12 protein-coding genes and 1 pseudogene are annotated in these 15,380 nt (G+C 70.0%); 2 read left to right on the top strand and 11 right to left on the bottom strand.

Features of this window, described 5'->3' with window-relative positions; all coding sequences use genetic code 11:
* Positions 1–33 precede the first annotated feature (33 nt).
* The 6 genes from AB0D53_RS08690 to AB0D53_RS08715 form a co-directional block, all read right to left on the bottom strand.
* Positions 34–870 carry a shikimate dehydrogenase gene (locus AB0D53_RS08690; protein ID WP_362442110.1) on the bottom strand — a complete coding sequence of 279 codons (837 nt, stop codon included), beginning with the start codon at positions 868–870 and terminating at the stop codon, positions 34–36.
* Positions 857–2,611 (bottom strand): endolytic transglycosylase MltG, encoded by a 1,755-nt coding sequence (gene mltG, locus AB0D53_RS08695; protein WP_362442113.1) that lies wholly within the window; start codon positions 2,609–2,611, stop codon positions 857–859. Before mltG ends, AB0D53_RS08690 begins: the two co-directional genes overlap by 14 nt.
* 95 nt (positions 2,612–2,706) lie before the next feature.
* A complete protein-coding gene (gene ruvX / locus AB0D53_RS08700; protein WP_189543785.1) occupies positions 2,707–3,180 on the bottom strand; it encodes a Holliday junction resolvase RuvX in 474 nt (157 codons plus the stop codon).
* Positions 3,181–3,188: 8 nt separating this feature from the next.
* Positions 3,189–5,858 (bottom strand): alanine--tRNA ligase, encoded by a 2,670-nt coding sequence (gene alaS / locus AB0D53_RS08705; protein ID WP_362442116.1) that lies wholly within the window; start codon positions 5,856–5,858, stop codon positions 3,189–3,191.
* Positions 5,858–6,220 carry a DUF6167 family protein gene (locus tag AB0D53_RS08710; protein WP_072484527.1) on the bottom strand — a complete coding sequence of 121 codons (363 nt, stop codon included), beginning with the start codon at positions 6,218–6,220 and terminating at the stop codon, positions 5,858–5,860. The genes alaS and AB0D53_RS08710 overlap by 1 nt, the downstream gene beginning before the upstream one ends.
* 7 nt (positions 6,221–6,227) lie before the next feature.
* Positions 6,228–6,665 (bottom strand): DUF948 domain-containing protein, encoded by a 438-nt coding sequence (locus AB0D53_RS08715; protein WP_362442119.1) that lies wholly within the window; start codon positions 6,663–6,665, stop codon positions 6,228–6,230.
* A gap of 224 nt (positions 6,666–6,889) precedes the next feature.
* On the opposite strand from AB0D53_RS08715, the pseudogene AB0D53_RS08720 reads away from it, so the two are divergent.
* A pseudogene (locus tag AB0D53_RS08720) lies at positions 6,890–9,092 on the top strand (regulator).
* Positions 9,093–9,109: 17 nt separating this feature from the next.
* Here AB0D53_RS08720 and rpsD read toward each other — a convergent pair.
* Positions 9,110–9,724 carry a 30S ribosomal protein S4 gene (gene rpsD, locus AB0D53_RS08725; protein WP_072484525.1) on the bottom strand — a complete coding sequence of 205 codons (615 nt, stop codon included), beginning with the start codon at positions 9,722–9,724 and terminating at the stop codon, positions 9,110–9,112.
* A 188-nt stretch (positions 9,725–9,912) separates the two neighbouring features.
* Between rpsD and AB0D53_RS08730 the strand changes: the two genes are divergently transcribed.
* Positions 9,913–10,614 (top strand): DUF2470 domain-containing protein, encoded by a 702-nt coding sequence (locus tag AB0D53_RS08730; RefSeq protein WP_362442124.1) that lies wholly within the window; start codon positions 9,913–9,915, stop codon positions 10,612–10,614.
* Between the two features lie 25 nt (positions 10,615–10,639).
* Here AB0D53_RS08730 and AB0D53_RS08735 read toward each other — a convergent pair whose 3' ends face one another.
* From AB0D53_RS08735 to AB0D53_RS08750, 4 genes are all read right to left on the bottom strand, one after another.
* Positions 10,640–12,022, bottom strand: coding sequence for a replication-associated recombination protein A (locus AB0D53_RS08735; RefSeq protein ID WP_362442127.1), 1,383 nt, complete (start codon positions 12,020–12,022; stop codon positions 10,640–10,642).
* 69 nt (positions 12,023–12,091) lie between these two features.
* Positions 12,092–12,727, bottom strand: a complete 636-nt coding sequence (locus tag AB0D53_RS08740) for a vitamin K epoxide reductase family protein (RefSeq protein ID WP_362442130.1) — start codon at positions 12,725–12,727, stop codon at positions 12,092–12,094.
* A 647-nt stretch (positions 12,728–13,374) separates the two neighbouring features.
* Complete coding sequence (hisS, locus tag AB0D53_RS08745) at positions 13,375–14,658, bottom strand: histidine--tRNA ligase (RefSeq protein WP_362442133.1); 1,284 nt, start codon at positions 14,656–14,658, stop codon at positions 13,375–13,377.
* Between the two features lie 13 nt (positions 14,659–14,671).
* On the bottom strand, positions 14,672–15,358 hold the full coding sequence (locus AB0D53_RS08750; protein WP_362442136.1) for an MBL fold metallo-hydrolase: 687 nt from the start codon (positions 15,356–15,358) through the stop codon (positions 14,672–14,674).
* Between the last annotated feature and the right edge of the window lie 22 nt (positions 15,359–15,380).

The raw sequence follows: 15,380 nt of genomic DNA on the forward strand, positions 1-15,380 counted from the left end.
GACGGACGGATCACGCGGCCGGGCCCAAGGGATTCAGCGGGCGGCGAGCGCCTCTTCGCCGGCCCGCCGCATGGCCGCGAGCGGCGCGGGGGCGCGGCCGGTCATCTGCTCGACCTGGAGGACGGCCTGGTGCACCAGGAGGTCGAGACCTCCGACCACTGCGCCGTTCCGGGTCGTCCAAGCGGCGGCCAGGCGGGTGGGCCAGGGCTCGTACAGCACATCGAAGAGCGTGCCGGGCCGTTCCGGTACGGCGGCGGCCAGGGCGTCCGTGGCACCGGCCGGAGTGGTGGCGACGACCAGCGGGGCGCGCAGCGCCTGCTCGGCCTCCGCCCAGTCGGCGATCCGGACGTCCACGCCGAGGCGTTCGCCCCAGCCGCGCATCTCCTGGCCCCGCTCCCGGCTGCGGACGTAGGCCGTGACCGGTCCCGTACAGATCTCGGACAGCGCGGCGAGCGCCGACGAGGCGGTCGCACCGGCGCCGAGGACTGCGGCGGACTCGGTCTTCTCCACCCCGCGTTCGCGCAGGGCGGCGATCATCCCGGGGATGTCGGTGTTGTCTCCCCTGCGCCCGCCGTCCTCGGTGAGGACGACGGTGTTGACGGCCTCCACCGACGCCGCGGTCTCGCTGACGGAGTCCAGCAGCGGAATGATCGCCCGCTTGAGCGGCATGGTCAGCGAGAGCCCGGCCCAGCTGGAGTCGAGCTCCTGGACGAAGCCGGGGAGCGCGGCCTCGTCGACCTCGAACCGGTCGTACGTCCAGTGGGTGAGGCCGAGCTCGGCGTACGCGGCGCGGTGCAGCACCGGGGAGAGCGAGTGCGCGATGGGCGAACCGAGGACGGCCGCCCGGTGGCGCCGGTCAGCCGAGGCCATGCTGTTCCTTGAATTTCTTGTTGAGCTTCTCGTGCTCGGCGGCCGTCTTGGTGAACTGGGTCTTCTTGCCGTCGAGCGAGATGAAGTACATCCACCCGTCGCTGGTGGGATTGAGCGTGGCCCGCAGGGCTTCGTCTCCCGGATTGCTGATCGGGCCCGGCGGAAGGCCCGGGTGGTAGTAGGTGTTGTACGGGTCCGGGTTGGTCAGGATCTCGTTCGACCCGATCTTGATCTTGCTCTGGTTCTTGAGGTAATTGAACGCGGAGTCGAATTGGAGCTTGCGGTTGGTCGCGATGTTGTCGGGCTTCAGACGGTTGTAGGCGACTTCGGCCATCTTGCGGAAGTCGTCGTGCGTGAGCCCTTCCGCCTGGACCAGGCTGGCGACCGTGAGGACCTGCCAGGGACCGTCCAGCTTGTACTTCTTGGCCGCTCCTTCGAGGTCGAGCTTGTCGTACTCCTCGTTGGCGCGGGAGACCATCTTCTTCAGCAGGGTCTCCGGCTTGGTCTCCTTGGTGACCGGATAGGCCGCCGGGTACAGGAACCCTTCCAGCGGGTCCTTGACGTCCTTGCCGTTGACCGCCCAGTCGGGCAGGCCGAGTTCGGACGCGTCGGACTTGGCGATGCCCTTGGTCGTGCCCTTCTTGAGGCTCAGCTTCTTGTCGACCAGCTCGTAGATGGCGACATTGCGGTAACCCTCGGGAATCACCAGAAGGTTCTGGCTGTTCGGGTCGACCATCATCTTCACGGCCTCGGCCGCCGACATCTTCTCGTGGAGGAGATAGACGCCCGCCTGGATCGACTTCCCCTTGGGGTTCTCGTTCTGCGCGGAGACGAACGCGTCGACGCTCTTGACGACGCCCTTCTTCTTCAGGATGTTGGCGATGTCGTAGCCGAAAGCGCCCTTCGGGATCTCCACCTCGACCGACCCGGAGCCGCTGCCCGCGTAGTCGGGCGCCGCACCGAACTTGTCCTGCCAGTACGAGTAGCCGAAGTAGCTCGCCCCGCCGAGGCCACCGACCAGGACCAGTGAGACGACCAGACAGGCACAGCCGTTGCGGCTCTTCTTCTTGCCCTTGCCACGGCGCTCGTTGCCGCCCCGGCTGCCGCGGCGTGACTCACGCGGGTCGTCGTCCTGCTCGTCGTCCTTGCCGTCGCCGTTGTCGTCGGCGCCCGTGAAGAACGGGTGGGTCTCCTCCGGCTCGGCCTCCGGGTCCCAGTCCGGGCTCTGCGCCGGGGTCTGCTGGGGAGCGGCCTCACGACGGCCCGGGGGCTGCGGGGGCGGGTAGGCCTCCGGCGTGCCGTAGTGGTCGTGCGTCTCGCCGTAGCCGCCCTGCCCGTTGTTGTACGGGTCGGCGGCCGACTGGGGGTCGTACGGCATCGCGGCCGGCTGCTGCCCGGTGTCCCAGGCGCCGTTGTCGTACTGCGGCTGCTGGGGTTGCTGGGGCTGCTGCGCATACGGGTCCTGCGGGACCGCGTAGCCGGGCTGCTGCTGGTACTGCTGCTGGGCGTACGGGTCGTGCGGCTGCGGCGGCTGCTGCTGGGCGTACGGATCGTGCGCCTGCTGCTGCGGCTGCGCGTACGGGTCGTGCGACTGCTGCTGAGCGTACGGATCGTAGGGCTGCTGGCCGCCGTACTGGCTCTGGCCGTGGGCGGACTGCTGTCCTCCCCGTCCCTGGTCCCCGTACAAGGGGTCCTCGGGATGCCACGGTTCGGAGCCGGGGCCCCGGCCATACTCAGTCATCGATCCCCTAGAGCCGCGAGACGGCCTTCCGTCTCTTGCTGTGCGGTGCTTGTTCGAAGCACCGCCGCATCGCGCGGAACGTTACCGTATCGCGATCAGACAACCACTTCGACGCCTTCGCCGGGGGCCCTGCCCGACGCCCGTTCAGACTCCAGAGCGTTCTGAAGGATCACCACAGCGGCAGCTTGGTCGATGACGGATCGGCCTTTCTTGGACTTCACGCCCGAAGCGCGCAGCCCTTGACTGGCCGTCACTGTGGTCATCCTCTCGTCCACCAACCGCACCGGAACGGGTGCGACCGAGCGGGCGACCTCCTGTGCGAAGAGCCGGATCTTGGCGGCGGCGGGTCCTTCACCGCCGCCGAGGGACCGCGGCAGGCCGATGATGATCTCGATCGGCTCGTACTCCTCGACGATCTGCCCGAGCCGCCGGTGGGCCGCCGGGACATCACGTCCCGGAACGGTCTCCACCGGCGTGGCGAGGATCCCGTCGGGGTCGCACGAGGCGACCCCGATCCGGGCGTCCCCGACATCGATCGCGAGACGACGACCGCGGCGCATCTGCGTCATTCCCGTCGTCACGCCGTCTCGGTGACGAGGCGTTCGACGGCCGACACGGCGGCGCCGATGGCCTCCGGGTCCTGGCCGCCGCCCTGGGCGACGTCCGGCTTGCCGCCGCCACCGCCGCCGAGGGTCTTGGCGGCGGTGCGGACCAGGTCACCGGCCTTGAGACCGCGCTCGCGGGCGGCCTCGTTGGTGGCGATGACGGTCAGCGGGCGGCCGTTGGCCGTGGTGAACAGGGCCACGACGGCCGGACGGCCGCCCTGGATGCGGCCACGGACGTCGAGAACCAGCTTGCGCAGGTCGTCGGCGGACGTGCCGTCGGGGACCTGGCCGGTGACCAGGGCGACGCCGCGTACGTCCTTGGCGGACTCGGCCAGTCCGGCGGCGGCCTGGAGGACCTTCTCCGCGCGGAACTTCTCGATCTCCTTCTCGGCGTCCTTCAGCTTGCCGAGCATTCCGGCGATCTTCTCCGGGAGCTCCTCGGGACGCCCCTTGACCAGCTCCTGGAGCTGGGCGACGACCGTGTGCTCCTTGGCGAGGAAGTTGTACGCGTCGACGCCGACGAGGGCCTCGATACGCCGCACACCGGAACCGATGGACGACTCGCCGAGCAGCTTCACCAGGCCCAGCTGGGCGGTGTTGTGGACGTGCGTACCGCCGCAGAGCTCCTTGGAGAAGTCCCCGATGGTGACGACCCGGACCCGCTCCCCGTACTTCTCGCCGAACTCGGCGATGGCGCCCTGCTTCTTGGCCTCGTCGATCGACATGACCTCGGCCTGGACGTCGAGTTCGCGCGAGAGCACGTCGTTGATCTTCTGCTCGACATCGGTCATGACCGAGCCGGGAACGGCGTTCGGCGAGCCGAAGTCGAAGCGGAAGCGGCCGGGCTGGTTCTCGGAACCGGCCTGGGCGGCCGTCGGGCCGAGCGCGTCGCGCAGGGCCTGGTGCGTGAGGTGGGTGGCGGAGTGGGCGCGGGCGATGGCGCGGCGGCGCTTGACATCGATCGAGGCGAGGACCGGAGCGCCGACGGTGACCTCACCGACCTGGACGACGCCCTTGTGGACGTGGACGCCGGGGACCGGCTTCTGGACGTCGCGGACCTCGATGACGGCGCCGGTGTCGAGCCTGATCCGGCCCTGGTCGGCGATCTGGCCGCCGCCCTCGGCGTAGAACGGGGTGCGGTCGAGGACGACCTCGACCTCGTCGCCCTCGGACGCGGCCGGGGAGGACACGCCGTCGACGAGGAGGCCGACGATGGTCGACTCCCCCTCGGTGGCGGTGTAGCCGGTGAAGTCGGTGGCGCCGGAGTTGTCGGCGACCTCGCGGTAGGCGGACAGGTCGGCGTGACCGGTCTTCTTGGCGCGGGCATCCGCCTTGGCGCGGTCCCGCTGCTCCTTCATCAGGCGGCGGAAGCCCTCCTCGTCCACCGAGAGGCCCTGTTCGCCGGCCATCTCCAGGGTGAGGTCGATCGGGAAGCCCCAGGTGTCGTGGAGCAGGAACGCCTTGTCGCCGGCGAGGACCTTGCCGCCTGCGGCCTTGGTCTCGGTGACGGCGGTGTCGAGGATGTTGGTGCCGCCCTTGAGAGCCTTGAGGAAGGCGGCCTCCTCGGCGAGGGCGACGGTCTCGATGCGCTTGCGGTCGGTGATCAGCTCCGGGTACTGCTGCCCCATCGTCTCGATCACGACGTCGACCAGAGCCTTGACGACCGGCCCCTCGGCACCCATCAGGCGCATGTTGCGGACGGCGCGACGCATGATGCGGCGCAGCACGTACCCGCGGCCCTCGTTGCCCGGCGTCACGCCGTCACCGATGAGCATCACGGAGGTGCGGATGTGGTCGGCGACCACGCGCATCGAGACGTCGGAGTCGTGCTTGTCGCCGTAGCGGACACCGGTCAGCTCGGTGGCCTTGTCCATGACGACGCGCAGGGTGTCGGTCTCGTACATGTTCTGTACGCCCTGCAGGATCATGGCGAGGCGCTCCAGGCCCAGACCCGTGTCGATGTTCTTCGACGGCAGGTCGCCGAGGATCGGGAAGTCCTCCTTGCCGTCACCGGCGCCCCGCTCGAACTGCATGAAGACCAGGTTCCAGATCTCCACGTACCGCTCGTCGTTGACGGCCGGGCCGCCCTCGACACCGAACTCCGGACCACGGTCGTAGTTGATCTCGGAGCAGGGGCCGCAGGGGCCGGGGACGCCCATGGACCAGAAGTTGTCCTTCTTGCCCAGGCGCTGGATGCGCTCGGCGGGAACGCCGATCTTCTCGCGCCAGATCTGCTCGGCCTCGTCGTCGTCGAGATAGACCGTGATCCACAGCCGCTCGGGGTCGAGGCCGTAGCCGCCGTCCGCCACGGAGTTGGTGAGCAGCTCCCAGGCGTAGCCGATGGCCCCTTCCTTGAAGTAGTCGCCGAAGGAGAAGTTGCCGCACATCTGGAAGAACGTGCCGTGCCGGGTGGTCTTGCCGACCTCTTCGATGTCCGGCGTACGCACACACTTCTGCACGCTGGTGGCGCGCGGGGCGGGCGGCTTCGTCTCACCGAGGAAGTACGGCTTGAAGGGGACCATGCCCGCGTTGACCAGCAGCAGAGTCGGGTCGTCCGCGATGAGCGACGCCGAAGGGACGACGGTGTGACCGCGCTCCTCGAAGAAGCTCAGCCAGCGGCGACGAATTTCAGCCGACTCCATCAGTGGTCCTCATTCCGGTTGTACGACGTGTAGGGGAGCTTGCGGTACTTGGTGGCCTCGAGGGACCGGTCGGGTCCGACGGGCCCGGACGCCTCGACGACGAAGTGCGGGCGGACCGGGAGGTCCTGGTCGACCGGTGCCGCCAGGCCCAGTGCCTCGCCCAGTTCGGCTTCGCGGCGGGCCATGGACTCGCGGACGTCCAGGGCGAAGTCCTTGAGCTTGTGCCCTGTCTCGATCGCCTTGTCGGCGGCCTGCGCCGCGAGGCTCTCGGGGGTCAGCTGCTTGAGCTTCCGGTTGACCTTCGTGGTGGCCCAGACACCGGCGGCGGCGCCGGCGGTGAACCAGAACGTACGGCGGAACATGGCTGCGTCAGTCCTTCGGTCCGCGGGAGCTTCTGCCGTTGCGCTTCCTGCCGCGTGCGGACGGCACGGTGCGGCCGACGAGCACCGAACGGCGGGCGGGTTCCGGTTCGGGGGCGGCCTTGCGGCCGATGGCCCGCCGCACCCCGTAGCCGAACGCGGCGACCTTGACGAGCGGGCCGCCGAAGGTCGAGGCGACGGTGGTGGAGAGCGCGGAGGCGTTCGAGGTGACTTCCTGGACGTCCGAGGCGATCGCGTCGACCTTGTCGAGCTGGGTCTGCGCGGACCGCACGGTGGCGGAGGCGTCGGCGAGCAGCGGGACGGCCTGTTCGGTCACGTCCGCCACGAGCTTGGTGGTCGCCCTGAGCGTCTGGGCCAGCCTCACCAGCACGACGGCGAGGAACGAAACCAGGATCGCCCAGAAGACGGCCACCAGGATCCCGGCCACCTCTCCACCGGACACAGTGCACCGCTCTCTAGCTTGTCGCTGTCTCTGTAGTGTCTCTGTCAGTCTCTGCTCGGTCCGGCGACGGCCGTCGCGACAGCCGAGCGTCGTCCCTTGAGCCTATCGCGCCGCCGGTCGCACCCCGTACCGCATTACGGGTGGGAAGGACGGGCGTTCCCATAAGGAGATTGTACGGAGAGCTTCCGTGCCAGTACTCTGCGTGTTTCATGCGACGCCCCCAGCGCACCCTTCCGTCCCCCCACGGTCCGAGCGACTCCACCACCCTCGGAAACCTCCCGGCGGAACTGAACAGATTCGTGGGACGCGAGAACGAACTCGTCCGTCTCGCTCAACTACTGGACGATTCCAGGCTCGTCACCATGATCGGCGTGGGCGGTGTGGGCAAGACCCGCTGCGCCGCCCGGGTCGCCGCACTTCTGGAGAAACGGTACTGCGACGGTGTCCGGATGGCCGAGCTCTCCGACATCCACGACCACGAACTGCTGGAACACGCCCTGGTCGACGCACTGGGGCTGACCGATCACACCAGCAGACCGCCCCGCACGACCCTCGTCGAGCATCTGGCCGGGCGCCGGCTCCTGCTGGTGGTCGACGGCTTCGAACACCTGGTGGACGCCTGCGCCGGACTGGTACGGGAACTGCTGCGCCGGGCCCCGGGGCTGCGGGTGCTCGCCGTCGGACGACTGCCGCTGGAACTGGACGGGGAACTCGTCTTCCCGCTCGCGCCGATGACGGACGAGGACGCGATGCTGCTCTTCACGGAGCGGGCCGTCGCCGTACGGCCGGACTTCCGGCTGACCGACGACAACCGCGTGACCATCCGGGAGCTGTGCCGCCGTCTGGACGGCATCCCGCTCGCCCTGGAACTGGCCGCCGGGCGGCTGCGCGCCCTGTCCACCGAACAGGTGCTGCAACGTCTGGACGACCGCTTCCGGCTGCTGACCGGTTCGAGCCGCAGCGCGCCGGCGCGCCACCAGACCCTGCGCACGGCCATCGGCTGGAGCCATGAACTCTGCGCCCCGGAGCAGCGGCTGCTCTGGGCGCGGCTCTCGGTGTTCGCTGGGCAGTTCGACCTGGAGGCCGTCGAGTACATCTGCAGCGGCACCGATCTGCCGGCCGAGTCGGTGCTCGATGTACTCTCCGGCCTGCTGGCGCAGTCCGTCGTGCTGCGCGAGGACTCGGCGCAGGGCACCCGCTACCGGATGCTGGACACGGTCCGGGAGTACGGCGCGGAGTGGCTGGCGGCCACCGACGACACCGACCGGCTGAGACGCCGCCACCGGGACTGGTACCTGGGGCTCGCGACCTGGTGCGAACTCGACTGGTTCAGCCCGCGGCAGGCCGAGGTGGCGGCCCGGGCCGAGAGCGAGCTGCCGAACCTGCGGCGGGCGATGGAGTATTCGCTGGAGATCCCGGGCGAGGCCCATCTCGCGCAGTATCTGGCGGGCACCCTGTGGTTCCTCTGGGTGGGCTGCGGGCGGCTCTCGGAGGGTCGGCACTGGCTGGACCACGTACTGGAGGAGGAGACCCCGTACGACTCCTCGCGGCTCAAGGCGCTGTGGGTGCTCGGGTACGTGGCCGTGCTCCAGGGCGACCCGGTCGGTGCGGTCTGCGCACTGCAGGAGTGCCGGGACGAGGCGGAACGGGCCGACGACCCCACGGCGCTCGCGTACGCGGTGCACCGGATGGGGTGTCTGGCGCTGGTCACCGACGACATGGCACGCGCACAGGAGCTGCTGGGCGACGCGCTGCGCCGCTACCGGGAGCTCGGCGAGCTGAACAGCAACGTCCTGATGGCCCAGATCGAGCTCTCGATGGCGGTCGGATTCCACGGGGATCCGGACGGGGCGGCCGCCATCTGCGAAGAGGTCAGGGAGATCTGCGAGGACCGCGGGGAGCGGTGGGCACTGTCGTACGCGCTGTACGTGCTGGCCTTCGCGGCGTTGCAGCGCGACCGTCCGGACCGGGCCCGGGATCTGCTCCGCCAGTCGCTGGCGATCAGCCACACCTTCCACGATCTGCTCGGATCGGCGCTCGCGCTGGAGCTGCTGGCGCTGGTCACGGCCATCGAGGGCGATGCGGCGGAGGCGGCCGTGCTCCAGGGGGCCGCCGGCCGGATCTGGCCGTCGGTGGGGCTGCCGCTCTTCGGATCGGCGCACTACGGGCAGCCCCGGGCCCGCTGCGAGGAGCTGGCCCGCAAGGAACTGGGCGACGCCCGCTACGAGTCGGGGCTGCGCACGGGCGGCCTGCTGGATCCGGACGCGGCGGTGGCCAGGGCCCTGGCGAGCGGCCCGGCGGACCATCGGGAGACTCCGGAGCGACGGCCGGGAACACCGCCGGGCCCCCGGGAGAACGCGGAGGCCCGCCGCCTCCCGTACATCCGGGAGGGGCGGGCCTGAGCGCTGGTGAGAGCGGCTACGCCTGGATCAGCGGGCGTAGTACTCGACGACGAGCTGCTCGTCGCAGATGACGGGGATTTCCTTGCGGTTCGGGTCCCGGTCAAGGCGGAAGGCCAGGGCCTTCAGGTTCACCTGCAGGTAGCGCGGGGTCTCGCCGTCGGGGGCGTAGCCACCCTCGCGGGCCACCTGGAAGGGGTGCTTGTCGCGGCTGCGCTCGCGGACCATCACGATGTCGTCGGGACGGACACGGAACGACGGCTTGTCGACCTTGCCACCGTTGACCTCGATGTGACCGTGCACGACCATCTGACGGGCCTGGTAGATGGTGCGGGCGATGCCCGAACGCAGGACCAGCGCGTCGAGACGGCGCTCGAGCTCGACGACCAGCGCCTCGCCCGTCTTGCCCTCGGCCTTCTTGGCGCGGTCGTACGCGCGCGCCATCTGGCGCTCGCTGATGTCGTACTGGGCACGCAGACGCTGCTTCTCCAGCAGACGGACCTTGTAGTCCGAGTTCTGCTTGCGGCCACGGCCGTGCTCGCCCGGCGGGTAGGGGCGGGCCTCGAAGTACTTGACGGCCTTCGGCGTCAGTGCGATGCCGAGCGCGCGGCTCTTCTTGACCTTGGGACGCGACTGGTTAGGCACGTTCTCCAGACCTCCGTTGCAGGTTAGGTTAGGCTCACCTTACTTGAGGAGATCGCATGTCTCGCCCGGGGAACACCAGTCACATCACGGACAGCACTGACAGCGTCGACACCCCTCGGGGTGCCGATACGACGGAGGACCGATCAGATCGTGGTCAGCCGCGTCCCAGCGGGCTTGAAAACACTCGGATGCCGTCAGCAGCCGAGCGCACACGAACTCTCGTACAGAGTACCTGCTCGTCGGTACTGCTCGTCCCCGGGCTGGACCTGGCCGACTCGGACCGGCTGATGCCGGTGTCCCGAAGCGTGGGTCCGGACGGGGACCTGTTCCTGGAACTCCCCGCCGACTCCCCGGTCGTACGGGCCACGACGGACGCCGAGGACGAGGGGCCGACCGCGGTGCTGGAGATCACGGACGTCGCCCCGGTCTCCGTCCCGCACCGGATCCGCGGCCGCGCGTGGGTCTCGGGCCGGCTCACCACCGTACCCGGCATGTCCGGGCCCGGCCGGATGATGCTCCGGCTGGAGACGGGCGAGGCGTACGTCGACGATCTGTGGGGCGCGCAGGAGGTCGGGCCGGAGGAATTCCGGGACGCGGAACCCGATCCGCTGGCCGGGTACGAGACGGAGCTCCTGCAGCATCTGCACGCGGGCCACGGCGAGCAGCTGGCTTCGCTGTGCGGGCTGCTGGGCGAACGGGCGGCCGGTCGCTGCCCGGCCCATCTGCCGTCCGTGGTGCCGCTCGCGCTGGACCGGTACGGGCTGCGGCTGCGGCTGTACGAGGCCGGAGGGCGGTGCTACGACGCGCGCTTCGAGTTCCCCGCTCCGGTGCGGGACGTCGTCGAACTGCGCCAGGCCATGTACACCCTCTTCGAGGCGGCGGAACTCTGAACGGCGCCCCGGCCGACGCCCGCCCTCAGCCCTCGGACGGTCCGGAGCCGCCGTCGCCGGCCGTGTGGCCGAGCCGTTCGCGGACCCGCTCCACCACATCGGCGTAGCGCGCCTCCGCGCCGTACCGGGTGGGCCGGTAGTAGTGCTTGTCGCGGACCGCGTCCGGTGCGTACTGCTGGGCGGCAATCCCGCCGGGGACGTCGTGCGGATACACATAGCCCTGGGCGTGGCCCAGTTTGGCCGCGCCCTTGTAATGGCCGTCGCGCAGATGGGCCGGGACCGGGCCCGCGAGCCCCTTCCGTACGTCCTCCTGGGCGGCGAAGATCGCGAGCGTGGCCGCGTTGGACTTGGGGGCGAGGGCCAGCGCGATGGTGGCGTGGCTCAGGGTCAGCGCCGCCTCGGGAAAACCGATCATGGCGACCGCCTGGGCGGCCGCGACGGCGGTGGGCAGTGCCGTGGGGTCGGCGAGCCCGATGTCCTCGCTGGCCGAGATCATCAGCCGCCGGGCGATGAACCGGGGGTCCTCCCCCGCCTCGATCATCCGGGCCAGATAGTGCAGTGCGGCATCCACGTCGGAACCGCGGATGGACTTGATGAGCGCGCTCGCCACGTCGTAGTGCTGGTCGCCGTCCCGGTCGTACGCGACGGCCGCGCGGTCGACGGTCTCCTCCAGGGTCAGGAGGCTGATCTCCTTCTCCTGCTTGGACAGCGCGGCACCTGCCGCGGCCTCCAGGGCCGTCAGCGCCCGGCGGGCGTCGCCGCCCGCGATCCGCAGCAGATGCGCCTCGGCCTCCTCCGGCAGCGTCACCGCGCCGCCGAGTCCGCGCTCGTCGGTCAGCGCGCGCCCGAGCAGTCCGCGCAGATCGTCGTCGGTGAGCGGTTCCAGGGTGAGCAGCAGCGAGCGGGAGTGCAGGGGCGAGATGATCGAGAAATGCGGATTCTCGGTGGTCGCCGCGATCAGCGTCACCCAGCGGTTCTCCACCGCCGGGAGCAGGGAGTCCTGCTGCGCCTTGGAGAAGCGGTGGATCTCGTCGAGGAAGAGGACGGTCTCCTTGCCGTAGCCACCGGTGGCGCGGCGGGCGCCCTCGATGACGGCGCGGACCTCCTTGACACCGGCGGTGATGGCGGAGAGCTCGACGAAGCGCTTGTTGGTGGCCTTGCTGACCACGTAGGCCAGGGTCGTCTTCCCGGTGCCGGGCGGGCCCCAGAGGATGACCGAGGACGGGCCCGCCGGCCCGCCGTTCCCCTCGCCGACGAGGCGGCGCAGCGGCGAGCCCGGCTTGAGCAGATGCTGCTGGCCGACGACCTCGTCAAGGGTGCGCGGGCGCATCCGGACAGCCAGTGGGCTGCTGGACGGGTCCTTCTCCTGGCGGTCTTCGGCGGCTGCGGTAAAGAGGTCGGGCTCCACGTTTCGAAGCCTATGCCACCGCACTGACATCCCTCCGGGGCCGGTCGCCCGGAGGGACGGGCGATCCGGTCAGCTGGTCCAGAAGTCCCACCAGCGGGTCAGGATCAGCATGCCGATGATGCCGACCCACAGGACGGGGGGCACCCAGTGGAACTCCATCAGCCCGTTGCGCAGCCACTTCGGCGCGGGAATGATCCGGTGCTCGATGTTGTGCGTGGTGATGTAGCAGAACATGAAGATCGTGGCGACCCAGGCCAGGCAGCACCAGAGGCAGAGCGAGTTGATGTTGTAGAGCGACTGGTACTGGAGCCAGGTGCAGAAGCCGACGCCGAACAGTGTGCCGGCGTTCATGCCGAGCCAGTACCAGCTGCGGAAGCGGGCGCCCGCGAGCAGGGCCAGCCCGATCCCGATGATCACGGGGTAGGTGGCCATGCCGAGCATCGGGTTCGGGAAGCCGAAGGCGGCCGCCTGCTCGCTCTTCATGATGTTGCCGCACGCGACAACGGGGTTGAGGCTGCACCCCGGTGTGAAGCTGGGGTCCTCCAGCAGCTTGAACTTGTCGATCGTGATGACCCAGGCGGCGAGGAGTCCGGCGGCGCCGGTGATCACCAGCAGCAGTGCGAGCGCCCGGCTTCCGCCGATGGTCTTCTTGCCGCCGTCCTCGTCCTGTGCGGAGGAGGGATGGTCAACCGCTGCAGTCGTCATATCGCCGTTCCATCAGTGAGTGGCCTGCTGGGCACGGTCATTGTGCCGCACCTGGGCGCCGGTCCTCTGTTCGATGGACATAAAGGTGTGCTTGAGGCCTGCGCACGGCAGGCACGGAACTCAGGGGTCCGGAAGAGCCCCTGTGCGACGGCCGGGCCCGCGGCGGAGGTACGCGGCCCGGGGAAGTGCCGGGGCCGGCCGATCGCCGTCGACGGTCCGGACCTGGGATCCGGCAGGGCGAAGGCGTCAGTGTCCGGGCGCCGGTCGGGGCGGGTGGAGCACGACCGCGGCGGCCGTGTCGAGGGGACCGTGCCGGTGCCCGGCGTCGATCCGGTCCGCGACGGCCGCCACCGGCGTCCCCGGCCGACATCGTCCGGCAGGATGAATCCGCAGCCGCCGAGTTGACGCGACGGCCGTCCAGGTGGCCGGCGGAGCGGGAATCCGCCCGTCGGCCACCTGGACCGGCCCCGGGGTCTTCCGTCCGGCTCAGGCCGGCTCAGGAAGTGGGGCCCGGTGCGTGCGATCGCGAGGCCGAGGCGGGAGCCGATGGGCTCTCCCCGTGCTCGCGCGGAGCCGAGAGCCCGGGGAAGGAGCCCCGGCGACCGACGGGAACGCGGCGGGCGGGCGTGCCGGACCCCGCGAGCCCGTCATGATCCGGACGAGGGCCCCTGGGCCAGACGCTCGCGGATCGTCCCGGCCACGTCGGCCAGGGACACGGGCGCCTGCTCGCCGGACTCCATGTCCTTGAGCTGGACGACGCCCTCGGCAAGGTCCCGCTCGCCCGCGACGATCGTGAAGCGGGCTCCCGAACGGTTCGCGCTCTTCATCGCGCCCTTGAGGCCGCGGTTCCCGTACGCGAAGTCCGCCGCCACACCCTCGCGGCGCAGCTGCGTGACGACGCCGAAGAGCACCCGGCGGGCCTCCTCGCCGAGCGGCACGGCGAAGACGCTGGTGGCGGCGGGCAGTTCGAGTTCGATCCCCTCCGCCTCCAGCGCGAGCACCGTACGGTCCACACCGAGCGCCCAGCCGACCGACGGGAGCGCCGGTCCGCCGATCATCTCGGACAGACCGTCGTATCGGCCGCCGCCGCCCACCGCGGACTGCGAGCCGAGCCCGTCGTGGACGAACTCGAAGGTGGTGCGGGTGTAGTAGTCGAGGCCGCGGACGAGCTTCTCGTCGTCCTCGTACACCACGCCTGCCGCGGAGAGCAGGTCGCGCACCTCCTCGTGGTACGCCTTGCAGGCGTCGCAGAGGTAGTCGCGCAGCACCGGGGCGCCGGTCAGCTGCTTCTGCACCTCGGGCCGCTTGTCGTCGAGGACCCGGAGCGGGTTGATCTCGATGCGGCGGCGGGTCTCCTCGTCCAGATCGAGCTCGCGCAGGAAGCCCTGGAGCGCGTCCCGGTAGACGGGGCGGCACTCCTTGTCGCCCAGCGAGTTGAGCAGGATGCGGAAGTTCCGCAGACCCAGCGCGCGGTACGCCTGGTCGGCCAGGATGATCAGCTCGGCGTCCAGCGCCGGGTCCTCGGCGCCGATCGCCTCGGCACCGACCTGCGAGAAGTGCCGGTAACGGCCCTTCTGCGGGCGCTCGTAGCGGTAGTACGAGCCGGAGTACCAGAGCTTCACCGGAAGGTTGCCGAGCTTGTGGAGGTTGGCCTCCAGTGCGGCCCGGAGCACGGAGGCGGTGCCCTCGGGGCGCAGTGCCAGCTGGGAGCCGCCCTTGGTGGTGAGGGTGTACATCTCCTTGGTCACGATGTCGGTGGACTCACCGACACCGCGCGAGAAGAGCGCGACGTCCTCGAAGCCGGGGGTCTCGATGTAGCCGTAGCCGGAGTTCTTCAGGGGTGCCGCGATGGCCTCGCGCACCGCGAGGTACTTGGCGGAGTCGGGCGGGGTCAGGTCGTACGTGCCCTTGGGGGCCTTGAAAGTGCTCACGGGATGTCTCTCGTCACATTCCTCGTCGGGGCGCGTCCATACCGTGCAGATACGGATTCGAGGCGCGCTCGCGGCCGATGGTCGTCTGGGGGCCGTGGCCGGACAGCACCACGGTCGAGTCGTCGAGCGGCAGGCACACGCGGGCCAGCGACTCGAGCAGCTCGGCGTGGTCGCCGCCGGGCAGGTCGGTGCGTCCGACGGAGCCGGCGAAGAGCAGGTCGCCCGAGAAGAGGATCTGCGGAACATCCGCGGCCTCGGGCATCCTGAACGTCACCGACCCCTTGGTATGGCCGGGCGCATGCGCGACACCGAACTCCAGACCTGCAAGCTTCAGCCGGGCGCCGTCGCTCAGCTCCTTGACGTCGTCCGGCTCCCCGATCGTCAGCTCGCCCATGAGCGGCATCCCGATGGAGCGGCCGAGGGCCTTCTCCGGGTCGCTCATCATGTACCGGTCCTCGGGGTGGATCCAGGCAGGGACATCGTGCGCGCCGCACACCGGGACGACCGAGGCGACATGGTCGATGTGGCCGTGGGTCAGTACGACGGCGACGGGCTTCAGCCGATGCTTCTTCAGCGCTTCCTCGACTCCGGCCGCGGCCTGGTGGCCCGGGTCGATGATCACGCACTCCTCGCCTGCGGCCGGGGCGACCAGATAACAGTTGGTCCCCCAGGCCCCTGCGGGGAACCCGGCAATGAGCACGATCGTCCTTATTGGTCGTCCG

The organism is Streptomyces sp. NPDC048295 (assembly GCF_040652135.1).
Classification (GTDB): Bacteria; Actinomycetota; Actinomycetes; order Streptomycetales; family Streptomycetaceae; genus Streptomyces.